This window comes from Streptomyces sp. WZ.A104 (genome assembly GCF_002382885.1).
GTDB lineage: Bacteria > Actinomycetota > Actinomycetes > Streptomycetales > Streptomycetaceae > Streptomyces.
Window position 1 is genome coordinate 34,853 of the sequence record NZ_NWVL01000037.1, and the last position, 23,512, is coordinate 58,364.

The following is a 23,512-nucleotide window of genomic DNA, read 5'->3' on the forward strand; positions in this document are numbered from 1 at the left end:
CGCCGCACCTCCTCGCCGCAGCACAAACAAGCAGGTGGGGGGGCGCGCGAGTCGCGCGACGTTAGGGTAACCTCGCAAACCGGATTCCGGTCTCCCGGCAGGAAGCGGCCGCGCGCGGCGGACCGCCGGCCCGGCGGGCAGCTCCTCACCGGAGCCCGCGCGACCAGGGGTTTGTCCCCTCCACCTCAGGCACACCGCGCGAGGAGTTTCGGATTGACCGCCCGCATCTACCGAGACGCCTACGGCATTCCGCATCTGCGGGCGACGGACGCATTGGCCCTGGCGCGTGCCCAGGGTGCGGTCACCGCGCGGGACCGTGCCTGGCAGATCGAGGTCGAACGCCACCGCACGCTGGGCACCTCCGCGGCCTTCCTCGGCGAGGAGCACGTGCACTGGGACGCCCTCGTCCGGCGCGCGGGCCTGGCGGACACCGCGCGCAGGTGCTTCGAAAGCCTCTCGCCGGACACGAAGGCCTGGGTGGACGCCTACACCGAGGGCGTCAACTCGGCCCTGCCCGAAGCCCGGCGTCTGGCACCCGAGTTCGCCCGTACGGAGCTCGCCGCGGCGGCATGGGAGCCGTGGACGCCGCTGGCCCTGTGGCTCTCGCACCACCTGCTCTTCGCGGGCTTCCCCTCCAAGCTCTGGCGCGACCGTGTCATCGAGGTCCTGGGCGCCGATGCCGTGCGCGGTTTCGCCTCGGACGGCCCGGGCTCCTCGGGAAGCAACGGCTGGCTGCTCGGTCCGGAACGCACCACGTCCGGGTTCCCGCTGCTCGGCGGTGATCCGCACCGGTTCATCGAGGCACCGGGCGTCTACCAGCAGATACGTCTCTCCTGCCCCGAGTTCGACGTACTGGGACTCGCCGTCCCGGGTGTGCCGGGAATCGCTCACTTCGCTCACGCCGGAAGCGTCGCCTGGGCCATCACCAACTCCATGGCCGACTACCAGGACCTCTACCGCGAGCGGCTGCGGCGCACGCCCGGAGCCGGGGCCGGGGTGGAGGCCTGGGGTCCGGACGGCTGGGAACAGGCGCGGTCGGGCACCGAGACCATCGAAGTGGCGCGGCGGGAACCGGTGGTGGTGGAGACGGTGGAGACCGCGCGCGGCCCGGTCGTGATCGGTGGCGTGCCCGCACAGGAGGAGCCCGGTGACGCGGGCGATCCGGGCGCGCGGGGCAGGTGGACGGCGGTCAGCCTGCGGTGGCCCGCCCGGGTGCGCGGTTCGCTCGGCTTCGACGCCCTCCCCGCGCTCCTGCGGTCCCGGTCCGTCGCGGACGTGGACCGAGCCCTGGACCACTGGGTGGAGCCGGTGAACGTGGTGATGGCGGCCGACACGTCCGGGGGATTGCTGCACCGCGTGGCAGGGGCGGTGCCGGTCCGGGCCGCCGCCAACCGGGTACGTGTCGTCGACGCCTGGGACGAGGCCGCCGCCTGGACCGGCGCCTGGGAGCCGATGCCGCGGGCCGGGCTCGGCGAGGGACGCGCGGTGATGGCCAACGCCCGGGGCCTGGCTTCGCCTCTCGGCGTCGAGTTCGCCGCCCCGCACCGCGCCCGCCGGATAGCGGCCTTGCTCGACTCCCGTCCGCGCTGGTCGGCCGGGGAGATGGCCGCCGTGCACACGGACACCCTGCTGGCCCCGGCCTCCGTACTGCTGGAACGCCTGGTCCTCCCCCTGACCGGGCTGTCGCCCGCGGCGAACGCACTGCGCGAGGAACTCGTCTCCTGGGACCGGCGCATGGCGGCCGACTCACGGGGCGCCGCCGTCTTCGCCGCCTGGCGCGGCGCGCTCACCCGGCGGCTGACCGCCGACCCGGCCCTCGCCGGCCTCACCCCGCGCGCCGACGACCCGCCCGTCTTCCTGCCGTGGCTGTCCCCGTTGGGCCGTGTCGGCCATGCCCTGGAGGGGTTGACGGCGCCCGGAGTGCTGCCCGGCTCCGTGGACATCGCCACGCACACCAGGGAGGCGCTGGAGGAGGTGGCCGCCGCGGGCGTGGCGGCCACCTGGGGCGACACCCACCGCCTCGCTCCCTGGGAGGCGGTGCCCTCGCAGGACACCGAGTGGCCCGCCGTCCACGGGGATCACGACTGCGTCATGTCGTCCTCCAGCGTGCCCGGCCTCACCGACCTCAGCGCGCGCGCCTCCGCGGCGCGCTACGTCTGGGACCTCGCCGACCGCGACAACAGCGGGTGGGTGGTTCCGCTGGGCGCTTCGGGGCGGCCGTCCAGTCCCCATCACCACGATCAGCTCGGCCTGTGGGTGCGCGGCGAGCTCGCACCCGTCGTGACCGACTGGCAGCTGCTCACCGAGGAGGTACCCGTGACCGTCCGCGAGCGGCCCGCCCCCGACGTGCCGGCCCCCCGCCCCGGCGGAGCGGCCCCGCCCGTGCTCCACACCTGCGAAGTGCCCGGCATCGGCTCCTTCGCGGTGCGGGCCCTCGACCCCGGCGAGGACGCGGCCGTCGTCCATTCCTGGGTCGACAGCGACCGTGCCCGCTACTGGGGAATGGTCGGCCGTACCGTGGAACAGGTGCGTGAGGTGTACGCCTACGTCGACGGCCTGGAGACCCACCACGCCTACCTGCTGGAGCACCAGGGGCGTCCCGTCGGGCTGCTCCAGACCTACGAGCCGGAACACGACCCGCTGGGCGAGCACTATTCCGTCAGGCCCGGGGACGTCGGCATGCACCTGCTGTTCGCCCCCTCCGAGGGCGCGCCCCGAAAGGGCTTCGGCGGGGCGCTGCTGACGGCCATGCTCGATTTCGTCTGGGCCGACCCGGCATGTCTACGAGTCGTCGCCGAACCCGACGTACGCAACGAGAAGTCGCACCGCCGGTTGGCGCGCGGCGGTTTCACCGCCGGCCAGGAGGTCCGGCTGGAGCACAAGACGGCCCGGCTGTTCTTCCTCGCACGCGACACGGGCGCACCCCGGACGGGCTGAGCGGGACGGGGCCGACGGGCATCATCCGGCCGGCCCGGTGGTTCGTAGAATCCTCGCTCGGCCGGAGGTCACCGGCCGGCTGAACCGGAAACACAAGGAGGTCGCGCCATGCGGCGCATGACGGTCTGCCAACTCGTGGCCGGGACGGCGGCGAGCCGCCCGCAGGACGCCGCGCTGGTGGTACTGGACCGGCGCGGGAACGCGACCACGGTCTGCTGGGCGGAGCTCGACGAGCGGGCGAACCACTGCGCCGCCGTGCTGCGCTCGCACGGCGTGCGTGGCCGCGACCCGGTCATGATCGCCCTGCCCAACGGCCTCGATCACGTCGTCGCCACCCTCGGGGCCTGGAAGCTCGGTGCCACCGTGGTGCCCCTGGATCCGAGGTTGCGCGCCGAGGAGGCGGAGGCGCTGACGGCCGCCGTCCGGCCACGCGTCCTGGTGGGCGTCCCGGCGGACGCCCCGACCGACGGCCGGCTCACCCCGGCCGCGTGGGGCGACGGCCGCAGCACGCGGTCTCCCGGGCAGCCGGACGCGGAGCCGCGCAGCGCCTCGGCGACCGGGGGGACCACCGGGCGGCCGAGGATCATCCACCGGCGCCGGGGGTGGGTCTTCGACGCCGACGACCTGCCGAGCCCGCACGAACGGGCGGTCGGCCTGGACACGGGCCAGGTGCAGCTGGTGGCGGCGCCCCTTCACCACAGCGGGTTCGGCGCCCTGCACCATGGACTCGCGCTCGGCCACACCGTGGTGCTCCTGCCACGCTTCATGCCGTCCCTGGCGGTCGAGGCCGTCGAGCGGTACCGGGTCAACGTGATGCGGCTGGTGCCGACCATGATGCAGATGCTCCTCGATCCCCGGGTGGGCCTGCGTGACCGGGACCTGTCCTCGGTGACCGCCCTCCATCACGGCTCGGCCCCGTGCCCTCCCGAGGTGAAGCGGGCCTGGATCGGGATTCTCGGGGCGGAGCGGGTCTTCGAGAGCTACTCCTCGCAGGAGCAGCTCGGCTTTGTGTACATCCGTGGCGACGACTGGCTGGCCAGGCCCGGAAGCGTGGGACGGCCCGCGCCGGGGGCGATCGCCGTGGTGGGCGAGGACGACGAGCCGTGCGCACCCGGTGAGCCCGGCCGGCTGTTCTTCCGGTGCGCGGGCGAGGGCCCCGACTATCTCAGCGCGCCCGCGGAACTGCCGGTCTGGCGGGACACGTACCGCAGCGTCGGCGATCTGGGCTACCTGGACGAGGACGGCTACCTGTACGTCCTGGGCAGGGCCGGGGAGATGATCAACGTGGGCGGGGCCAACGTCTACCCGGCTGAGATCGAGGGGGTCCTGGCCTCCGCGCCCGGGGTCGCCGACTCCTGTGTCGTGCCCCGTCCGCACGCCCTGCTGGGAGAGGTGCCGCATGCGCTGGTGGTGCCCGCCGGTGCCCAGGGCCCGGACCTCGCGGTGCTCGACGCGCACTGCCGTGGCCGTCTGTCTCCCGCGAAGGTCCCGGCCTCGTACGAGGTGGTGCCGTCGCTGCCGCGCGACGAGAGCGGCAAGCTCCGCCGCAGGGACCTGCCGGTACCGTCAGCCCGCTGACACGACCTGCTGGACGATGTCCGCGATGTCCGGCTCACGCAGTGAGAGGTCCACGATGTCGGCCTGCGAGGCCACCTGGGCGATGACGGCGGAGGCGCTCGTCGTGGTGGGGAACGCGAGCCACTGGCGGGGACCCTCGACCCGGGTGACCCGGACGCCCGGCAGGGTCAGCGCCTCCACCGGGTCCTTCAGGTCGACGACAAGGGTACGGTCGGCGTTCATCCGGGAGCGCAGTCCTTCGAGGGACCCGTCGAAGCCGATGCGCCCGTCGTCCACGACGACGATGCGCCCGCACAGTCGCTCGATGTCCTCAAGGTCGTGCGTCGTCAGGATGATGGTGGTGCCCCGGCTGGTGTTCAGTTCCTCCAGGAAGCCGCGCACCGTGCTCTTGCTGACCGCGTCGAGCCCGATGGTGGGCTCGTCCAGGAAGAGGATCTCCGGGTCGTGCAGCAGCGCCGCGGTCAGTTCGCCGCGCATGCGCTGCCCGAGGGAAAGCTGACGCACCGGCGTCCGCAGGAACCCCTCCATGTCGAGCAGTTCGACGTACCGGTCGAAGTTCTCCCGGAACCGCTCGTCGGGGATGCGGTAGAGATGGTGGATGAGCCGGAAGCTGTCCTCCAGCGGAAGGTCCCACCACAGGGTGCTGCGCTGGCCGAAGACGACGCCGATACGCCGTGCCAGAGCGACCCGTTCGCGGCTGGGTACGAGACCGGCGACCTGCACCGTGCCGGACGTGGGGGTGAGGATTCCCGTCAGCATCTTGATCATCGTCGACTTGCCGGCGCCGTTGGGACCGATGTACCCCACGGTCTCGCCCTGCTCCACCCGCAGCGAGATGCCGTGCACGGCGTCCACGGTGGTGCGCTTCCCTCGCAGCATCCCACCCTTGCGAACGCTGAACGACTTACGGACGTCGGTGACTTCGATGAGGCTCATGGTCAGTTCCCAGTGGATCGGTAGCGGCGGACCCCGCCCTGCCAGGCCGCCCGGGCCAGCAGGACGAGGATCAGGGCCACGACGGGCGAGGCGAACTGCAGCGCCGGTGGCAGACCCAGCGGGTCGGGGCGGTCCAGCACGTAGAGGGCCGGATACCAGTTCACGAAACCGAGCGGCACCACCCAGGTGAGCACTCGCAGCGCCTGCTGGCCGTACACGGCCAGCGGGTACTGGGTCAGCATGTTCCCCCCGTAGGTGAACGCACTGATCACCTCGGCCACGTCGTTGATGAGGAAGAGCAGGGCCGCGCTGAGCACCCGGATGGCGCCGAAGATGACGGCCCCGGAGAGGACCATGCCGACGAGGACCAGCACCCGGGTCCCGTCCCAGTCCACCGGCACCATCGGCAGGGACACTCCGAGCACCACCAGGCCCTGGAGCAGTACCGCCACCCTGCGCGGGCTGAAGTCCTCGGCCGCCACCTGCACCAGCGTGCTCGCCGGACGGACCAGCATCGAGTCGAAGGTGCCCATACGGATGCGATATCCGAGCAGGTCCACATTGCCGACGGCGAGGTCGGCGAGTCCGAAGGCCAGGTAGGCGGTGCCGTAGAGGAACAGCACCTCCCGCAGGCCGAACCCGGCCAGGGCGTCCACCTGCGAGAAGAGGACCCCGACCATGGCCAGGTCCATCAGTGTGATCAGCGCCTGGGAGACCGTCATCAGGATCAGCGAGGCAGGGTACTGCCAGGCGGCCCTGGTCCACATGCGCACGAGCAGGCCGTAGGCCCGCAGAGCCTCAACCACCCTGCACCACCATCGAGGTCCGCACACGGTGCGTCATCAGGGCCCCGACCGCCAGGATCGCGACCGCCCACAGGGCCTGGAACCCCAGGGCGCCGAACGCCTCCGCCCCTTGATGGGTGCCGAGGAACACATCCGCCGGGACCTGGAGCATCGCCGACCACGGAAGCACGGACGCGAGGGTGCCGAACCACCCGGGCAGCATGACGAGAGGCACGACCATGCCCGAGAAGAACAGGGTGAGGAGTGTCATCAGGGTCTCCAGGCCGCGTGAGTCCATGACCCACCACACGGCCAGCGCGACGACGTAGCGAAGGGCGAAGCTGACCGCGAAGGCCAGGAGCAACGAGACGAGGAAGAGGCCCCACTGTCCCGGGCCGCCGGGGAGACGGACCTCGAAGAAGACGATGCCCGCCAGGAACGGGAAGGCGCGGAAGAGGAGTTGGAACGCCGAGCGCCCCATGTCGGTGGCGAACCACCACAGCTGGAAGTGGGCGGGGCGCAGCAGGTCGACGACGACGTCCCCGGTGCGGATGCGCTGGGGCAGGTCCATGCCGAGGCCGAACATGGAGAGCGGGGCCGCCAGCGCCTGGCACAGAAACGCGAACGTCACGGCGTCCACGGCGTCGTACCCGCCGATGTCACCCCGTGCGTCCCACACCGCGAGGAAGATGTAGGCCTTGACGAAAGCCCACACGGTGTTGGTGAAAACCCCCGCGGCTGTCGCCGCCCGATAGGTGCTGTAGCGACGGAACTCGCTTTTGGCGACTTCCAGATAGATCCGCACTCGTGTTCCGTTTCTCGCGCCGAGGCCGGCGATCGTGCCTGCTGTGAGGGTTTCAGCAGCGTGCCGCGCACAACCGCCTGATCGTTCGTGAGGCCGGAGAGGGCTGAGCCTGTCCGGCGGGCCACTCCCCGTACCCGAGGTGGCGGGACCAGGAGGCCGAAACACGACATTGATACGACATTATGACATGCAGCGATCAACGATCATCCGGGTCCGGGTCCGGCCCCGGGCTCGCCGAAACGGGGGGTACGCGGCGTGTGGTCCAGCACACTGTGCAGGCCGACGGTCGTCCAGAGCCGGTCATTGGAATAGTTGAGCGCCGCCGACCGCAGATCCCGGAAGACGCGCTCCAGGGGCACGGGCGAGTCCTGCCGGTAGCCGACGGAGAGGCCCGACAGCTGAACCAGCCGGTCCACCGCGCGGAAACTCAGCTCCGAGGCGGCCAGTTTGAGCGTGTTGAGCCGGATCTGGGTGGCTGGTCGCGACAGCGTCCCCGCCGCCGCGCGGACCGCCTCCACCTCCATCCGGGTCTGCTCCAGGTAGGCACCGACCAGTTCCAGGTCCACCCGGATCCGTCCGATCCTCTCCTGGACCAGCTCCGACCGGATGTCCACCCGGATCAGTTCGTCCCGGGCCCGCAGGCGCTTCGTCACCTCGCTGAAGGCGCCTCGCGCCGCACCGAGCCAGCAGGCGCTCCACCCGAGGTGTCCCAGGGGGATCAGACTCTCGGTGGCGACCTCGCGGAACCGGCCCGGCGGCCCGATGACACCCCACTCCGGCACGCGGCCGGTTAGACGCAGGCCCACACTGCGGGTGCCCCGCATGCCCATGGCCTTCCAGCTTCCTACCTCGTCGATGTTCAGAAGCGAACGGTCGGCGTAGACCAGGGAGCTCTCCGTGGGGGCCGCGTCGGGGGAGACACGCGCGGTGACGAGGAAGGCGTCGGCCTGGTTGCCGCCGGTCACCACCGGGGCGTCCCGGTCGAGGAGGATGCCGGTCTCGTCCTGTCGCAGCGCGGAACGCGCGGTGAGCAGGTCCCCGCCCTTGCCCCGCTCCGTGGTGACGGAGGCGAGGTACAGCTCTCCGGCCGCCACCCGGGGCAGCACCTCACGGCGCAGGCGCTCGGATCCGTACCGGACCACGGCATCCACCTGCTGGCCGTGCATCGCCCAGATCAGCGCGGTGGACAGGCAACCGGCCGCGAGCCGTCCCGCCGCGGTGGTGAACGCGCCGAGCCCGAGGCCGAGACCGCCGTACTCCCTGGGCACCAGCAGACCCATGAGGCCGAGCTCCCGCAGAGCGGCCAGGCTCTCGGAGGGAAAGACGCCGTCCCCGTCCACCCGAGCGGCATGCTCGGCCAGCACCGAGGCGGCCGTCGCCACCGCGTCCTCCCACTCCGCTTCCGGCGCCCCGGTGTTCTCGTCGCCGTTCACTCCCCGGTCCCTTCGGCCTGGCGGTCGGGCAGCGGCCGGGCCACCAGCTCCAGCCTGCTGGCGGACACGACGTCGTCCCCGTCGAGCACGACACAGCCCGGCAGGGGGCGGCTGAGGAAACCGAGCAGGCTCGCATGAAGGCCGTACGCGCCGGTGTTGGGCACCGCGAGCAGCGAGTCCACAGCAGGGGGCCTCATGACGTGACGTCTTGCGAGCACGTCCAGCGGTGTGCACAGCGGACCCACCAGTACGGTCGGCCGCTCCTCGCAGGACTGCTCCGCGTCGTCGAGCGGTTCCGCCCGCACCCCGGCCGTCATGAGACGCCCGAGCCCCGCCATGCCGCCCAGCACGTTCGTACCGGCGTCGAGCACCACGTAGACGGTGTCGTGGCTGGTCTTGACGTCGGTGACGGAGCTGAGGAGCGTGCCGCTGTCACCCGTCAGAGCCCGGCCGGACTCGAAGGCGACGGCCGGGGAACCCTCGCGCCAGCCCGGGAGCGTACGGTCGAGGACCTTCTCCAGCTCCACGCGCAGCGACGGATATCCGGCCGGGGAGCCCGGCCGGGCGTAGGGTGCGGCGAAGCCGCCGCCCAGGTCGGCGATGCCGCCGGTGAGGCCGAGTCGTTTCCGGGCCGACGCGGTCGCCTCGGCTGCGGCGGCGAACTCCGCGAGGAGTGCGGCCTCCCCCTCGATGTTGGTGCCCGCGAACAGATGGGTGCCCACGATCTCCAGGTGGTCACTCCGGGCGGCGAGCAGCTCTCCGAGCTCTCGCTGGTCCATGCCGAACTGCGAGGGCTTGCCCGTCATCCGCAGACCGGCGCCCGAGGCACCGCCCGCGTTCAGTCGCACCAGGCACCGCGCTGTCGTGCCGGCTCCGGCCGACAACCGTGCGACGCGCCGGTAGTCGGCCACCGACTCCACGGAGAACAGCCGCACGCCGGCGCCGAGGGCGGCGGTGATCTCCGCCGCCGTCTTCCCCGGACCGGTGTAGAGGAAGTCCTCGGGCGCGAACCCGGCGCGCAGCGCGACATCGAGTTCACCGGTGGAGCTGACCTCGGCGGCCAGCCCTGCCCGGGCCAGGACGGAAACGACGTGGGGGTCGGGGTTCGCCTTGAGCGAGTAGCAGAGCCGGGATTCCTCCGGCAGGGCGGCACGCAGCCGCGCCGCGGCGTCCCGCACCCGGTCGAGCCGCAGGACGTACAGCGGGGTGCCGAAGCGCGCGCCGAGGTCGAGCAGGGCTCGCCGCTCACGCGGGTCGAGCCCGGCCGGTTCCGCACCCGCCGTACCGGAAGCGGTCGCGGCGGACGGGCCCGCAGGCGGCGACGTCATGAACGGCTCCGCCCGTCCGCGTGCGAGCGCAGGGTCCTCACCGCGTCCCAGAGCGCCGAGGGCGTGCTGAACAGCTCGAAGGTCAGCATCTCCTCGGGAACCTCGATGCCGAAGTGGTCCTCGACGCCGGTGAGCAGCTCCACCGTGCCGAGCGAGTCGAGCCCGGCCGCCTGGAGGTCGAGGTCGGGCCGGATCGGCTCGGTGGGAGGAAGCAACGGCAGCAAGGGGCGCAGAAGTTCCTCCAGCTCTTCCGGGTGCGCGGTGTCTGGGGATGAGTGGGTCATCGCTTACCTCTGTGCGGTGCTTCCGGCCGGGGGCGGCCGTCGTACGGAGCGGTGGGCGGGTCGTCGCAGGGGGCGGGGCCGCCGGGGAGCGTCGCCAGCCGACCGCGGTCGGTCTTCCCGTGGCGGGTCCGGGGCAGCTCCTCCAGCCGGTACGCGCGGTCCGGGCGGCGGGCGGGATCGAGCCGTTCGGCCAGTGCCGGGGGCAGCAGTTCGGGCGCGGCCTCCCCCGTGTACCAGAGGACGAGTCCGGCGCCCGGCACGTCGGGAACCGCGGCCGCCTCCTCGACACCCGGGACCGTCAGCGCCGCCGCCTCGATCTCGGCGACGGACATGCGGACGCCCCGCCGTTTGAAGATGTCGTCCCGGCGGCCCTCCAGCCACAGCCTGCCCGCGCTGTCCATCCGGCCGTGGTCCCCGGTGTGGAGCACCGTCTCCCCGTCGGCCCCGGCCCGGAAGCGCTCGGCCGTCGGTCCGGGCGCCGCGTGGTAACCGGCCATCACGTGGGGCCCGCGCACGACGATCTCGCCGGTCGTCCCCACACGCACCGGTCTGCCCGCGTCATCGACGACGGTCACCTCGGTCCCGGGCAGGGCGGTGCCGACGGTGCCCGGGTGGCGAAGGTCGTCGTCCGGCTCGGAGACGGTGATGCGCTTGCACTCCGTCATCCCGTACATGGAGAGGATGTCGGCCCCCGGGAACGCCTCGCGCAGGCGGCGGCAGTGCTCGGCTGTGAGGTGGGCACCGGTGTTGGTGAAGCGGCGCACCGAGGTCGGGCGGGGATCACGTGTCGCCAGGCGGGCGAGAAGGGCCGCCAAGGTGGGCACGACCGGCACGACCGTGACACCGAGGTCCCTGAGAACGCGGAGCGTCTCGACCTCGGTGCGCTGCCGGGGCACGGCGAGGCACGCACCCGCGAGGGCGGCCAGGAGGATCTGGTAGAGGCCGTAGTCGAAGGAGAAGGGGAGCCGGCAGGAGATGACGTCGGTGGACCGCAGGCCGAGGCGGGCGGAGATCGCCGTCGCCGCGAACACGACGCGTTCGTGGGGGCAGAGGACGCCCTTGGGGGCGGCGGTACTGCCGGAGGTGTAGATCAGGAGGGCCGTGTCGCCGGGCCCGGGACCGGTGGGCGCCGGTTCCCGGACCCGGTCGTCGTCGGCATGTGCGGCCAGAGCCTCCCGCACGACGTCGATGCCGAGCGTCGCGGGGGCGGGTGCCCGCCCCGGGGCGTCCGAGGCGGTGACCCACAGCGTCGCGGAACAGTCGCGTCCCAGGTGTTCCAGTTGGCGGGGCGTCATTTCCGGTGCGGCGGGGACCACGACCGCGCCCAGCCGCAGGACGGCCCAGAAGAGGGCGACGAACTCCGGTCCGTTCGGAAGGACGAGGACGACCCGGTCGCCTCGACGGACCCCGCGTTCGTGCAGCAGCGACGCGAGGCGAAGGCTGTGGCGGTGCAGATCCGCGTAGCTCCACCGCGCGCGGCCGTCCGCGACCGCGGGCCGGTCGGGGTATCGGGAGACGGCGGCCCGGAGGATGCCGGTGACGAGACCCGAGGGCGGGAGTTCGACGGTTGTCGGCACGCCTGTCGTACCCGTCACCCCTGCCCTCCCCGCACCGCTGGAGCGATAATTTTACCGTACCGTACCATTGGTCCCCGGCCGGGATTGCGCGCATCCTCCCAGGTGGGACGCGCATTGTGCGCCTCCTCCTCGGCAGCGCGCCCGGGTACGGACCAAGGGCCGCAAGGCGCTCGTACGGTCGGGCAGACCGGTGTCCTCACAGCGGCGCCCGCCCCCGGCGGAGGGCGGCCCCGGGAACCCGACGCGGCTCGATCCGCGCACGAGACGGAAGGCCGGTCCATGAGCGACGGCACAGACACGGTGTACCTGTCCGGGTTCGCCCATGCGGCCGGGGAACGCGTGCCGTTGGCGGAACTGGACGACGCGACGGTCGCCGACCACGCCGAACGGCTGCGGGAGCAGGGACTGCGGCACGTACGGGTGTCCGCCTCGCCGGTACCCGAGTTGGCGACCGCGAGTGCCCGCGCGACCCTCGCGGCCGCGGGCGACGCCTCCGTCGACTCGGCCGTGCTCTGCACCGACACACCCGCCGCCGTCTCTCCCACCATGGATCTGTGGGACTTCCTGGCCGGTACCGGCCGTTCCGACCTGCCGGGGGCGATCGTGGGCGGTTCCGGCTGCGGGAACCTGGGCCCGGGACTGGCCGCCGCCCGTGATGCGGTACGTGCCGGTACGGCGTCCTCCGTCCTCCTGGTGACCGCGGACCGGGTGAGCACGGGGACCCGGTATCTCCCCAGCGGGACAACGGTCCTCAGCGACGGTGCGGCCTCCTGTCTGGTGAGCCGTGAACCGGTCGGGGACGGGCCCGCCGTCCGGCTGCGGTCCCTCTCCCTCGGTGTCCGGCTGGACACCGAGTCCTCGGCCAGGGAGCTGGCCGTCGCGCGGGCCACGACCCGGGCTGTGGGCGGGATCGTCCGCCGGGCGCTGGAACCTCTCGGGCTGGAGCGCCGGGACGTCGGCAAGATCCTCATGGGCAACTACGGGGACGCGTCACGGTCCTTCCTCGCCCTGGCCGCAGGTGTCGATCCGCGACGTGCCCACTGCCCGACCCAGGCCGACCTCGGGCACTGCTTCTCCGCGGACATCCTGGTGAACCTGGCCGAACTCGCCCGGCGCGGGGAGGCCGTCCCCGGGGAACCCGTCCTCCTGCTCGCGTCCAGTCCGCGCTCGTGGGCGGCCGCCCTCGTCGAGTACGTCCGTTGACCGGCCGCCATACGCCCGACGCACCCGACCGGTACACGTCGTCCGAAGGGAAAGCCATGGACCGGACCATCCACGCCCAGGTGCTCGACATCGTCCGGGAAGCACTGCGCCTCGACGACTTCGACCCGGCCTGGGACTTCTTCGACCTCGGCGCCGACTCACTGACAGTGGTGCGCATCGTGGAGCTGGTCCGTGACAGGTGCGGCGCGGACGTGTGGATCACCGACGCGTTCGACGCGCCCGACGTAGACGCCTTCGCGGAGCTTGCGGCCACGCGGGGCCCCGCCGCGGACGGGAACTCGGCCCCGGCCCCGGTGGACGCGCCATGAGAGTCCTCGTGACGAACGACGACGGCGTCCACTCCCCCGGCATCCGCGCGCTCGCCGCGGCCGTCGCCGCCACGGGGCACGAACCCGACGTCGTCGCGCCGCTGACGGACCGTAGCGGCGCGGGCTCCGCGATGGACCACGGCTCGGGCCGGGTGCTCTCCACCGAGACGCTCACGCTGCCCGGCCTGCCGGGGATTCCGGTCCGGGGCATCGACGGCGCACCCGCCCTCGCGGTCCTTGTGGCCCGCCTCGCTCCCCCGGGCGCCAGGCCGTGGTGCGTGGTGTCGGGGATCAACGCCGGTGCCAACGTGGGGCGTGCCGTCCTGCACTCGGGAACCGTGTGCGCCGCGCTCACCGCGGCGACGCTCGGAATGTCCGGGCTGGCGGTGAGCGTGGACTCCGCAGCCCCTGAGCACCTCGACACCGCCGCCAGAGTGGCCGGCCTGGCCACCGAATGGATCGTGGCGGCCCGCAAGCGCACCGTCCTCAACGTCAACGTGCCCGATGTGCCCTTCGAGGACCTGCGCGGCGTCCGCTGGGGGCGGCTGGCGGCCGGCGGCCGCGCACGGCTCAGCGCACACCCCGGGGAGGCGGCGGGCGAAGTCCGCCTGGAGGCCGACGCCTCCGCGGCCGTCGTGGACCCGAGGACCGATGCGGGGCTGCTCGCGGCCGGATACGTGACGGTCACCCCGCTCACCGGCATCGAGGCCGTCGAGGACGATACCGCCGCCTCGGCCCTGGACGAGTCCCTGGCACGGGCGGCGGGACTCCGCTGAGCCCGGCGCACCTCCGCGAGACGTCGCTCCGGCTGCTGTCAGAGCCGCTCGATACGGGCGCCGAGCGCACCCAGGGAGCCCACCAGATCCGGGTATCCCCGGGCGAGGTGGTGGGTGCCGGTGATCTCGGTGGTGCCCGGCACCCCGAGAGCGGCGAGGAGCAGCATCGCCGCGCTGCGCAGCTCGGGAGCGTGCACCGATCGTCCCGGCAGCCGGGGCGGGCGCAGGCCTTCCACGGTGACGGACGCCCCGTCACGCCGCACCGCGGCCCCCATCGCGGTCAGCCCCTCCACATACCCGAAGCGGGAGTTCCACACGGTCTCGCGGATGGTGGAGGCTCCCCGGGCGTGGGTGGCGAGCAGAGCCAGGAAGGGCTGGCTGTCGCTGAACACGCCGTGCGAGGCGATGGTGACGTCCGTCCCCCGCAGTTCGCGGGCCGGGTGGACCACCACATCGGTGTCCCCCTGGTCGAGGCGTACGCCGAACCGCTCCAGCACCTCCGTCTCGGGCCTGAGCGCGCGCAGCGCCGTTCCCATCTGTTCTCCGCGCACCCGGATCGGCTCCTCGCCGAGCAGGGCACCGGCACACATCCACGTCACCACCTCGATGAGGTCGGGCAGCAGTGTGTGGGTCGTGGGACGGTCCAGGGACTCCGGCCCGCGGCCCCGTACGATCAGGGAGCCTTCGCCGAAGGTCTCGATATCGGCGCCGAGGGCCCGCAGGACGTTCACCAGATCGGTCACGTCGGGCTTCGGGTACAAGTGGTGCAGCACACTGGTGCCGTGTGCGACGGCGGCACAGAGCACGGCCGTCTTGCAGGCACCGGAGTAGAGGGGGCCGGAGCGCAGGGCCCGGTCCGCGGCGTAGTCCAGCAGGTCGATCTCGCAGCCGGTCAGCCGGTCGGCCTCGATGACCACGCGCTCCTCGGTGCGGACGGTGAGACGTGCCCCGAAGCGCCGGAACACGTCCACGTACTGCTCGATGGGCCGGTGACCTCCCGGGCCGTCACCCAGGCGGCAGCCCCCGCTGTTCACCATCACCGCCGCGCCGTGGCGGGCCAGCAGCGCGGGCGCCAGGTACACCGAACCGTGGATGCTGCCCGCCGTCTCCTCGTCGATGGCGTGGCCCTGGAGGTCGCTCGCGTCCACGGTGAGGGTTCCCGGACCGCGTGTGACCCGGCCGCCCAGCCCGGACACCAGCCCGGCGAGCGCCTCGGTCTCCGCGAGGTCGGGGCAGTTGGCCACGCGCACCTCGGCCCGGGCCGCGGCCGCGGCGGCGACCACGGTGACGAGGGAGTGCTTGAAGCCCGCGGTGTCCACCGCACCGCGCAGCCGTCGACCGCCGTGGACCAGGAGGGTGTCCGACGCTCCCGCCCCCCGGGCTCGCCCCTCGGCCGGTGTTCGAGGCGCGACAGCCCTGCTCACATGCTCTCCCTGGCGGGTCGGTGTACGCGGGGTGCTCCCCACCCATAACAGGGCGATTTTACCCCAGGCATGGGCACACCAGTTCGCCTGGACAAGTAGTGTGCGCGCGTAGACACCATGGAGAGAGGACGAGACGATCACCAGTCGGCGCACCCACGATGCCCGGACCAATCTGAGCAGCAACGAGTTGACGCATCCCGATGTCGGCGCCGTCCTCGCGGACGCGCTGTCCCGCGTCGCCCCGGAGGATCTGCGCAGGTATCCCGTGTCCGGCCCCCCCATCGTCGAGGTGGGGGAGCGGCTCGGGCTCGCACCCGAGGAGTTCGTGCTGACTCCCGGCTCGGACGTGGCGCTGCGCGCCATCTGCTCGTACTACGCGGCCACCCGCGAAGGCCCCGGCACGCTGCTGCTCCAGTATCCGAACTACGACGCGTGGGAGCGTCAGGCGGCGCTCAGCGGCGTCCCGGTACAGCGTGTCGTCACCGAGCGCGGTGACCCGGCGCAGCAGGGCGAAGCGCTGTGCACCGCCGCCGAGCTGACCACGGGCGCCTTGATCGCGGTCAGCGTCCCCAACGGCCCGGCGGGCTGGGTCCTGCCGGACGAGACGCTCGACCGCCTCGCGGCCCTGGCCCGGGAGCGCGGGCACCTGCTCGTCATCGACGCCTGCTACCAGGCCTTCGACGGCCCGGTGGACGCCCTGCTGCGCAGGCGCGGCGAAGGGGTCCTCGTCGTGCAGACGCTCTCCAAGTCCCACGGGCTCGCGGGCGCACGCGTCGCCGTCACCTGCGGCGAGCCGGATCTCGTCGCCCGGCTCGCGGTCGGCGGACTGGAGGAGACCGTCTCCGGTCCCTCCCTCGCCGTAGCGCGCGCCGCCCTCGCGGACGGCGCGCGCTACGAGCCGATCTGGCGGGAGGTGCGCGAGAACAGGGAGGCGGCGGCACGGACGTTGCGCGAGTGGGGGCTCGAACCCCTGCCGTCGGGCGGCAACTTCATCACGGTCAGGGTGGGCGGCCCGGATCGTGCGGCCGCGGTCGTCGCGCGTCTCTCGGAGGAGGGCTATCGCGTGCGCGACCTGTCGGGTGTCTCCACCCTGGAGGGCTGCGTACGTTTCACCGTGGCGGGCAAGGACGTCTGCGAGGACTTCCTGACGGCCCTGCGGGCGGCGCTCGCCGCCTCGCCCGCCGAAGCCGCGGCGGGAGCGCCCTCGTGAGCCTCCTCGTCCTCAACCGCCGGCCGCTCGTGGACCGGATTCCCGGCTGGCTCGCCGACGCGGACGCGGAGCTGGTCCTCGTGACGGCGTCCTCGGCGCTGGCGGGCAGGGGCCGGGCCGAGATCACCGGCCGCTTCGCGGAGATCGTGTCCGTCGAGGACTACGACGGGCCGGAGGTCGAGCGCCACGCGCTCGACCTCGCCGGGCGCCACGCGTTCGACAGGGTGCTCAGCACCACGGAGGTGGACCTGCTGCGCGCCGCCCGGCTGCGCGAACGGCTGGGTCTTCCCGGCCAGACGACGCACAGCGCGCGGGCGTACCGCGACAAGTACCTGATGAAGAGCCTGGTCTCGGCCGCCGGGCTGGCTGTCGCGCCGATGCGGCGTGTCGGCTCCGCCGAGTCGCTGCGCCGCTTCGCCGCGGAGACCGGCTTCCCGCTGGTCGTCAAGCCGCTGGACGGCGGGGGGTCGGTGGGCGTCCGGGTGCTGGCGGACGGGGCCGCACTCGACCGCTACCTGGACACCGCCCCGTTCGGGGGCGGACCCCCGCTGCTCGCCGAGGCGTGGGTGCGGGGCGACTGCTACGTGGTCGACGGGCTCATGGCGGACGGCGAGGTGGTGCAGAGCCGGCCTCTGCGCATGGGACATTCCAATCTCTCGGTCGTCACCGAATCCCGGCACATGACGGGCTGGATGCTCCCCCGCGGCGATCATGTCGGCGAGCGCGTGCGGGAGTTCGCCGCACGGGTGGTCGCCGCTCTCCCCGGCCCCCGTGAGGTCACCGCCTTCCACGCCGAGGTGTTCCACACACCGCAGGACGAACTGGTCCTCTGCGAGATCGCCGCCAGGCCGGGCGGCAGCGGCCACGCCCCGTGCTACGAGCGGGCGAACGGCGTCAGCCTCTACGGGGCCGGCCTGCGCGGGCAGGCCGGACTCCCCCCTGACCCCCGGTCGCTCGCACCCGAGCCCGAACGGCTCACGGGATTCTGCTGGTTCACGCCCCGCAGGGGGACGTTGCGTGCGCTGCCCGAGCACTGTCCGCTGGAGGGCGCGGACCACTACGTGACGACGGCCGCACCGGGCAGCGTCCACGACGGCGCCCGCTCGGTGGCCGATCACGTGGCGCGGCTCCTGGTGTCCGCCCCGCCGGGGACGGACCTCGCACCGCGGATGAGGGCCGCCGAGGCATGGTGGGAGAGCAACTGCCGCTGGGACGACTGACGGCCCCCGGTCCGCCGGCCGCCCCCGCGCTCACCTCAGGAGGGCGCTGCGCAGGGGGGCGTGCTCCTCGCCGACGCCGGGGCGGGGCGGGGCCGCGAGGTCGATGGCCGCCAGGCAGTCGGCGCCCCGCACCCGGCCGATCTCGCCCCCGTCCCGCCAGCGCTGGGGCAGCAGAGCGCGGTCCCGCGCCAGCCACTCGTTGCTCAGCTCGTGATCAGACGCGATGTGCTCCGGGGGGACCCCCAGCCACCGCAGCAGCAGAGCGACGACCGTTCCGGTCCGGTCCTTGCCGAGCGAGCACGCCACGACGACGGGCCCGCCCACCAGTTCGGCGGCGACCGACTCGGCGGCCCGCAGGCAGGCGGGCATGGACCGCCGGTACCGGTCCGCGGCCGTCTCGCGCCGCGTACGGTCGTCCGGCAGATCCTGTACGGGGATGCGGAGCCACCGCCAGCCGCGCTCCACCAGCGCTTCCGGCGCCCCGTCCCGGTCGATCTCCCGGTCCGTGCGCAGGTCCGCGTAGACGGCGGGGCCGAGCAGCGAGACGAGCGCGTCGGCGGTGTGCGGGGCGGGCGCGACGAGGGCGGAGGAGCGCAGCAGGCGGTGCGGACGGACGGTACGGCCCCCCGCCGCCGGTGTACCGGCCAGGTCCCTGAAGTTGGCCACGTCGCCCGGGAACAGGGGCGCGTTCCTCACGACCGGCCCGTCCTGTACCCGATGGCCCCGCGGCCCGCCGCCCCGGCCACCGGCCGCCGTGACTGTCCTCATGTCCGGCCTTCTCCTTCTGTGCCGAGGTGTCCTGCGGCCTGCCCGGCGGGACCGGGGGACGTCAGGCGTACGAGTTCCGCCGGGGCGATGTCCAGGGGGACGACATCGGCGGGTACGCCACGGCGTGCGAGCCGTCGGCGTATCCGTGCCGTGCGGGTGCCCAGGAGGCCGGGCGCCGACACGACCACGGTCCGTGCGCCGGACGTCTTCTGGACCAGCTCGATGCCCCGCCACCAGTCCCGCCGCCGGAAGCGGAGCACCATGCGCAGCAGGGGCAGGAAGTCCTTGGTGGCCCTGACCCGGTGCCCGGCCTCGGCCTCCTCGCGCACGCGGCGCGGCAGGGCCTCGTACGCGCCGCCCCGGATGCGGGCGGCACGCAGCAGCACCCGGCGTACGCACACCCGTGTGGGCACGTCGAGAAGGACCACCAGATCCGCGTGCGGGGCGCGCTGCCCGAGCGTCCTGAGGTGATTGCCGTCGATGATCCACCGGTCCGCCCCGGTGAGGCCATCCAGCCGCGCGCACCACTCCTCGTGCGACGGCCGGGTCCACCCGGCACCCCAGTACTCGTCGTCGAGGTGACGCACGGGCAGACCGGTGGCCGCACCGAGCGTGCGCGCCAGGGTCGTCTTGCCGGAGCCCGGTGAGCCGAGGAGGAGGATTCTGCGCGGCGCCGGGGCCGCGCCGCCCCCGGCAAGGGGTGTGCGCCGACGGCCGGTCGCGGTGGTCATCCGTCCTCCTTGGGTCCTGTCTGGGCGGTGCGCACGGCGCCGTGCGGGGCGGTCGGCACCGGCGGGTCAGCGCCGGTCGCTCTGCCCGAAGAGGTAGCGGACATCGGAGTCCGCCAGGGCCGCGGGGTCGGTCCCGGCGGCGTCGCGGACCTGTGCGGCCGAGGAGCCTCCGATGAGTGCCACGGCGCCCTCCGCCCGCGCGAGCAGGGCGCCCAACGCGGTACGCGCGGGCGACTGCCCCAGGGCCGCGGCGACTTCCCGGACCCGCTCCAGCGTGTCGAGGCCGCTCGTGCCCCAGTACCCCACCCCCTTGCGGGTAAGGAGGGGGTGCGCACGTGGTGGCGGGGTGTCCCGGTCGTAGGAACCGCCGAGGAGCCCCCGGGCGAGCGGCGACGCGGCCAACAGCCCCACACCGTAACGCTTCGCGACCTGACCGAGGTCGTCCAGGCGTGCCCGCTCCACGAGGTTGAGCTGCGCCTGGACGGCGGTGAGGGGCGGCCCGCCCATGGCCCTGGCCAGGAGTTGCGCCTCGACGACCTGCCAGGAGCGGACGTTGCACAGGCCGTAGTAGAGGATCTTCCCCTGCCGCACCAGATCCTGGAGGGCGTCGAGGGTTTCCTCCACCGGCGTGGCCGGGTCGGGGGCGTGCACCTGATAGAGGTCGATGTACTCACACCCGAGGCGGCGCAGGCTGTTGTCCACGGCGACACGGACGCTCTTGCGTCCGGCGCCGGGCACGGGCCCCGCGTGCCGGAACTTGGTGGCGACGACGCTTTCGTCGCGGCGACCGGCCAGGGCTCTGCCGAGAACGCGCTCGCTCGCACCCCCGCCGTACGAGTCGGCGGTGTCGAAGAAGGTGATCCCGGCGTCGAAGGCCGCGTCGACGATCGCCCTGGCGTCGTCCTCGGCAAGGTCCGTGCCGAACCGCGAGCAGCCAACGCCGATGCGGGAGACGCGGAGACCCGAGGCCCCGACGGTGGTGACGGGGACATAGGAAGAGGTCATCAGGAGACGCTCGACCCGTGGCGCATCCGAAACCTGCCTCATCTGGGTGAAAAACGGCACTGTTGAGAGCCCGGCAGATGCTATTCGTACGGATTATCGACTGTCAAAACACGCCGCACGGGGCCGCTGCCCGCACCCGCGCGGAGCCGCCCCGGGTCTTCCCCATACCCTTCATCGCGATCATTCGGGGCGCCGAGAGCCTCGTCGTGCACACCGAGGAGAGCGAGAAGTATGCCTGGGACAGCAGCGCCGGATGCCGGGCTCATTCCCTTGTCCTCCCGGCAGGACTGGTGCTGGGAGTGGACCCGCTGCTACGCCCCGGACTCCTACTCGATGGAGCTGACGGAGACCGTCCACCTGCGCGGACCCCTGGACGTCGGCGCCCTCAGGGAGGCGGTCGCCGAGGTCACGTCCCTGCACGACGCTCTGCGGCTCTCGCTCGTTCCCGCCACCGCGCTGCCACTGGACGACCCGCGGCCCCTGCAACGGGTGGCCCCCGGCCATCTTCCGCTCCACGTCATCGACATGACCGGGCGTTCACCGCAGGACGCGGTCGGCGAGATCACCTCGCGCCCCTTCGACCTCTCGGGCCCGCTGGCCGTGTTCACCCTGCTGGCCTTCTCCCCCGACGAGCACGTCCTCGTCCTCGCGTTCCATCACCTGGTCTTCGACGGGGCCAGCGGCAAGCTTCTGATACGCCATCTCACCGAGGCCTACAACCGCCGTGCGGGCAACGACCGCACGCCTGCTGCGCCGGCGGAGTTCTCGTACGCCGCCTTCATCCGGCGCGAGCGGGACCCGGCCGTCCTCGCCGCGAAGGAGCACCGTACGGCCGAGCTGGTACGGGTACTTCGCGAGCACGGAGCCGCCGAACCGCTGGAGGGCGACGGAGTGGGCGAGCCGCCCCTAGCCGGGGACTACGTCCTCGTGCCGATGGCCTTCGGCCCCGACGACGTCGTGAGCCTCCGGCGGGCCGCCCGGACCGCGCGCGTGACCCCGTACTCCCTGCTGCTCGCCGCCCTCACGCGCGCCGTCGGAGAGGTCTACGACAGGGAACGCCTGGTGGGCACCACGATCGCGCACGGCCGTGACGAACCTTCCAGCACCACCGCTCTCGGACTGTTCAGCGCGCCCGTGGAGATCCCCTTCGACCTCGGCGTCCGGGACCCGGCCGAGTTCCTGCGGCATGTGCACACGGGCGTGCGCGCCGCGGCGGGCACCGCCGACCTCCCGTACGGATCGAGAGTCGCCTCGGTGCTCGGCCGTGAGGGCGACGACGCCTTCTTCCGGTCCTGCCTCGCGCACGTGGAGTTCCGGCTCAACGGCATCACCGGGCTGGTCCTGGACCCGCCCGTGGAACGCGTCCCGTTCGACGGTCTCGATGCCCGGCTGCACGAGTACCCGCGCACCTTCCCCCAGTTGGCCTACGCCTCACGACAGGCGGCGCGAGGGAGCGCCCGGACGCTCTTCCTCGACCTGCGCATGGAAGAAGGCTCGCTCACCGGTGGCCTGTGGTACGAGTCCACGTATCACCACGCCGAGCGCGTGAAGGCCGCCGCCGACCGCTTCCGGCAGCTGACCGGGTGCCCCTGACCGGCCTGAGACGGGGTGCCGCGGGCTCCGGAGCCGCACCCCTCGGACGCGCGGACGCCGGGCGCCCCGCCGCGGAAGTGCGGCGGGGCGCCCGGCGTTGCGGTGGGGGCGTCAGGCCGCAGCGCCCTGCTTGCCCGTGACGTACTGCTCGATGCCGCCCAGCGTGCCGAAGTGCACCGGCCCGATCTCGACGTCGTCGACCACGATGCCGTACCTCGACTCCAGGTGCGCGACGACCGTCAGGAGCCCGAGGGAGTCCAGGACTCCGGCGTCGATGAGCGGGTAGTCGTCGGTCAGTTCCGCCGCGTCCCCCTCCCAGCCGACTTCCTTGACGATGAACTGCGCCGTCTCGCGCGCTATGTTGCCGGACAAGGGGCTCCTCCGCCTTTCTCGATCTTCTCGATCGCTTCCACGAGTGAACGGGCTCACATGCCGAGCATTCCGGCGATGATGTTGTGCTGGATGTCCGTGGTCCCGGAGTAGATCTTTCCGGCGAGCGCATCCCGCAGGTCCCGCTCCTGTGGACTGCCCGTCATGTAGCCGGACGCCCCGAAGGTTTCGAGCGCGGCCATGCCGGACTGTACGAAGGACTCACTGACGAAGAGTTTTACCATGGCCGACTCCGACGTGGTGCGTTTGCCCTGGTCCTTGAGCCAGGCCAGCCGGTACAGCAGCAGCCGGGCCGCCTCCAGGCGCACGGACATGTCGGCGATGCGGTGCGACACCGCCTGGTTGCGGCCGATCGGCTGCCCGAACCTCTGGTGCGTACGCGCGTGCTCGACGCACTCCTCGACCTGACGGCGCATGGTGCCGAGAGCCGGGGCGAGGATGAACGACCGCTCCCATTCGATGGTCGTGGTGAACACCGACATGCCGCTTCCCCGCACTCCGAGCATCGCCTCGGCGGGGACCCGGCAGCCGTCGAAGGAGACCTCGCTGAGCGGCGAGGTGCGCAGGCCCATCTTCCCGAACGGCGCCGCGACATGCACTCCGGGTGTGTCCCGCTCGACGAGAAAGGCGCACAGGCCCGACTTCGGCGGCATGCCGGGGACGGCGGCCAGGACGATGAAGAGGTCGGCGACGGGAGCGTTGGTGATGAACGTCTTCACGCCGTCGAGCACGTAGTGGCCGTCCGGCGTGGGCGTCGCCGTGGTCCGCACGGCCAGCGCGTCGGAACCGGAGGACGTCTCCGTGACGGCCTGGACGCCGATCCGCGAGCCGTCGCACAACGAGGGCAGGTAGCGCTCCTTCTGCTCCGGCGTCCCGAAGCGCAGGAGAGGAAGCACGCAGGACCACAGGTGCGCTCCCACCGAGAAGAGCAGACCGTTGTCCCGGCATCCGTACCCGAGCGCTTCGAGGACCACCACCGTGTCGAGCAGGGAGGCGCCCTGGCCGCCCAGTTCGGGTGGCACAGGAAGGCCGAGTACGCCGAACTCGGCGCAGCTGCGCCACGCTTCGGGGCTGAGGCGCTCCTCCCGCTCCCGCTCGGACAGATCGTCTCCGTCGAGTCGCTCCCGGGCGAACCGCTCGGCGGAGGCGCGCAGTTCCAGCTGCTCCGCGGTCCAGGAGAAGTCCAAGGTCGTCGCTCCG

Annotated in this window: 21 protein-coding genes; 8 read left to right on the plus strand and 13 right to left on the minus strand. The window is 72.7% G+C overall.

The features are described from left to right. Positions 1-213: 213 nt before the first annotated feature. Positions 214-2,937 (plus strand): GNAT family N-acetyltransferase, encoded by a 2,724-nt coding sequence (locus CIB93_RS20490; RefSeq protein WP_096628715.1) that lies wholly within the window; start codon positions 214-216, stop codon positions 2,935-2,937. A gap of 108 nt (positions 2,938-3,045) precedes the next feature. Then, positions 3,046-4,515: a class I adenylate-forming enzyme family protein gene (locus CIB93_RS20495; protein ID WP_096628716.1), complete on the plus strand. Its 1,470-nt coding sequence runs from the start codon at positions 3,046-3,048 to the stop codon at positions 4,513-4,515. Here the strand turns inward: CIB93_RS20495 and CIB93_RS20500 are convergent. The 7 genes from CIB93_RS20500 to CIB93_RS20530 form a co-directional block, all read right to left on the minus strand. Beyond that, on the minus strand, positions 4,504-5,451 hold the full coding sequence (locus tag CIB93_RS20500; RefSeq protein WP_096628718.1) for an ATP-binding cassette domain-containing protein: 948 nt from the start codon (positions 5,449-5,451) through the stop codon (positions 4,504-4,506). The genes CIB93_RS20495 and CIB93_RS20500 overlap by 12 nt on opposite strands. Positions 5,452-5,453: 2 nt before the next feature. After that, positions 5,454-6,257 (minus strand): ABC transporter permease, encoded by an 804-nt coding sequence (locus CIB93_RS20505; RefSeq protein ID WP_257002271.1) that lies wholly within the window; start codon positions 6,255-6,257, stop codon positions 5,454-5,456. Next, entirely contained in the window at positions 6,250-7,041 is a 792-nt protein-coding gene (locus CIB93_RS20510) for an ABC-2 family transporter protein (RefSeq protein ID WP_096628719.1), read from the minus strand. The genes CIB93_RS20505 and CIB93_RS20510 overlap by 8 nt, the downstream gene beginning before the upstream one ends. A gap of 203 nt (positions 7,042-7,244) precedes the next feature. Then, a complete protein-coding gene (locus tag CIB93_RS38450) occupies positions 7,245-8,474 on the minus strand; it encodes an acyl-CoA dehydrogenase family protein (RefSeq protein WP_257002272.1) in 1,230 nt (409 codons plus the stop codon). Continuing rightward, a complete protein-coding gene (locus CIB93_RS38455; protein WP_096628721.1) occupies positions 8,471-9,802 on the minus strand; it encodes an alanine racemase in 1,332 nt (443 codons plus the stop codon). Before CIB93_RS38455 ends, CIB93_RS38450 begins: the two co-directional genes overlap by 4 nt. Beyond that, positions 9,799-10,086: a phosphopantetheine-binding protein gene (locus CIB93_RS20525; RefSeq protein WP_096628722.1), complete on the minus strand. Its 288-nt coding sequence runs from the start codon at positions 10,084-10,086 to the stop codon at positions 9,799-9,801. Before CIB93_RS20525 ends, CIB93_RS38455 begins: the two co-directional genes overlap by 4 nt. Then, entirely contained in the window at positions 10,083-11,681 is a 1,599-nt protein-coding gene (locus tag CIB93_RS20530) for a class I adenylate-forming enzyme family protein (protein ID WP_257002273.1), read from the minus strand. Before CIB93_RS20530 ends, CIB93_RS20525 begins: the two co-directional genes overlap by 4 nt. Before the next feature lie 261 nt (positions 11,682-11,942). Between CIB93_RS20530 and CIB93_RS20535 the strand changes: the two genes are divergently transcribed. From CIB93_RS20535 to surE, 3 genes are read left to right on the plus strand one after another with little or no spacing between them, the layout of a single operon-like run. Continuing rightward, positions 11,943-12,866, plus strand: a complete 924-nt coding sequence (locus tag CIB93_RS20535; protein WP_096628724.1) for a hypothetical protein — start codon at positions 11,943-11,945, stop codon at positions 12,864-12,866. A 56-nt stretch (positions 12,867-12,922) separates the two neighbouring features. Continuing rightward, positions 12,923-13,195, plus strand: coding sequence for an acyl carrier protein (locus CIB93_RS20540; RefSeq protein WP_096628725.1), 273 nt, complete (start codon positions 12,923-12,925; stop codon positions 13,193-13,195). A gap of 8 nt (positions 13,196-13,203) precedes the next feature. After that, positions 13,204-13,971 carry a 5'/3'-nucleotidase SurE gene (surE, locus tag CIB93_RS20545; RefSeq protein ID WP_218839791.1) on the plus strand — a complete coding sequence of 256 codons (768 nt, stop codon included), beginning with the start codon at positions 13,204-13,206 and terminating at the stop codon, positions 13,969-13,971. A gap of 38 nt (positions 13,972-14,009) precedes the next feature. On the opposite strand, the gene CIB93_RS20550 is transcribed toward surE, so the two are convergent. Then, positions 14,010-15,395 carry a UDP-N-acetylglucosamine 1-carboxyvinyltransferase gene (locus CIB93_RS20550; RefSeq protein ID WP_179500176.1) on the minus strand — a complete coding sequence of 462 codons (1,386 nt, stop codon included), beginning with the start codon at positions 15,393-15,395 and terminating at the stop codon, positions 14,010-14,012. Positions 15,396-15,567: 172 nt separating this feature from the next. Here CIB93_RS20550 and CIB93_RS20555 point away from each other — a divergent pair, with 172 nt between their 5' ends. Then, on the plus strand, positions 15,568-16,605 hold the full coding sequence (locus tag CIB93_RS20555; RefSeq protein ID WP_373558777.1) for an aminotransferase class I/II-fold pyridoxal phosphate-dependent enzyme: 1,038 nt from the start codon (positions 15,568-15,570) through the stop codon (positions 16,603-16,605). After that, positions 16,602-17,825, plus strand: coding sequence for an acetyl-CoA carboxylase biotin carboxylase subunit family protein (locus CIB93_RS20560; RefSeq protein ID WP_096628730.1), 1,224 nt, complete (start codon positions 16,602-16,604; stop codon positions 17,823-17,825). Before CIB93_RS20555 ends, CIB93_RS20560 begins: the two co-directional genes overlap by 4 nt. 30 nt (positions 17,826-17,855) lie before the next feature. Here the strand turns inward: CIB93_RS20560 and CIB93_RS20565 are convergent, their stop codons facing one another. From CIB93_RS20565 to CIB93_RS20575, 3 genes are all read right to left on the minus strand, one after another. Continuing rightward, on the minus strand, positions 17,856-18,521 hold the full coding sequence (locus CIB93_RS20565; RefSeq protein WP_179500178.1) for a tyrosine-protein phosphatase: 666 nt from the start codon (positions 18,519-18,521) through the stop codon (positions 17,856-17,858). A 68-nt stretch (positions 18,522-18,589) separates the two neighbouring features. After that, complete coding sequence (locus CIB93_RS20570) at positions 18,590-19,324, minus strand: hypothetical protein (RefSeq protein WP_096628733.1); 735 nt, start codon at positions 19,322-19,324, stop codon at positions 18,590-18,592. Between the two features lie 66 nt (positions 19,325-19,390). Next, positions 19,391-20,329, minus strand: coding sequence for an aldo/keto reductase (locus CIB93_RS20575; RefSeq protein ID WP_179500179.1), 939 nt, complete (start codon positions 20,327-20,329; stop codon positions 19,391-19,393). A gap of 231 nt (positions 20,330-20,560) precedes the next feature. Between CIB93_RS20575 and CIB93_RS20580 the strand changes: the two genes are divergently transcribed. Further along, complete coding sequence (locus tag CIB93_RS20580; RefSeq protein ID WP_096628736.1) at positions 20,561-21,922, plus strand: condensation domain-containing protein; 1,362 nt, start codon at positions 20,561-20,563, stop codon at positions 21,920-21,922. Between the two features lie 111 nt (positions 21,923-22,033). Here the strand turns inward: CIB93_RS20580 and CIB93_RS20585 are convergent, their stop codons facing one another. Both CIB93_RS20585 and CIB93_RS20590 read right to left on the minus strand, forming a co-directional pair. Continuing rightward, positions 22,034-22,294, minus strand: coding sequence for an acyl carrier protein (locus tag CIB93_RS20585; protein WP_257002274.1), 261 nt, complete (start codon positions 22,292-22,294; stop codon positions 22,034-22,036). 53 nt (positions 22,295-22,347) lie between these two features. After that, the gene (locus tag CIB93_RS20590) at positions 22,348-23,499 is read right to left on the minus strand and encodes an acyl-CoA dehydrogenase family protein (protein WP_096628737.1); all 1,152 of its coding nucleotides are present in this window, start codon (positions 23,497-23,499) and stop codon (positions 22,348-22,350) included. Between the last annotated feature and the right edge of the window lie 13 nt (positions 23,500-23,512).

Bases quoted from the DNA above. Each gene is read 5' to 3' on its own strand.
- CIB93_RS20500 (WP_096628718.1), bottom strand. From the start codon at position 5,451: ATGAGCCTCATCGAAGTCACCGACGTCCGTAAGTCGTTCAGCGTTCGC.
- CIB93_RS20525 (WP_096628722.1), bottom strand. From the start codon at position 10,086: ATGACCCACTCATCCCCAGACACCGCGCACCCGGAAGAGCTGGAGGAA.
- CIB93_RS20535 (WP_096628724.1), top strand. From the start codon at position 11,943: ATGAGCGACGGCACAGACACGGTGTACCTGTCCGGGTTCGCCCATGCG.
- CIB93_RS20570 (WP_096628733.1), bottom strand. From the start codon at position 19,324: ATGACCACCGCGACCGGCCGTCGGCGCACACCCCTTGCCGGGGGCGGC.
- CIB93_RS20495 (WP_096628716.1), top strand. From the start codon at position 3,046: ATGCGGCGCATGACGGTCTGCCAACTCGTGGCCGGGACGGCGGCGAGC.
- CIB93_RS20580 (WP_096628736.1), top strand. From the start codon at position 20,561: ATGCCTGGGACAGCAGCGCCGGATGCCGGGCTCATTCCCTTGTCCTCC.
- CIB93_RS20540 (WP_096628725.1), top strand. From the start codon at position 12,923: ATGGACCGGACCATCCACGCCCAGGTGCTCGACATCGTCCGGGAAGCA.
- CIB93_RS20575 (WP_179500179.1), bottom strand. From the start codon at position 20,329: ATGACCTCTTCCTATGTCCCCGTCACCACCGTCGGGGCCTCGGGTCTC.
- CIB93_RS38455 (WP_096628721.1), bottom strand. From the start codon at position 9,802: ATGACGTCGCCGCCTGCGGGCCCGTCCGCCGCGACCGCTTCCGGTACG.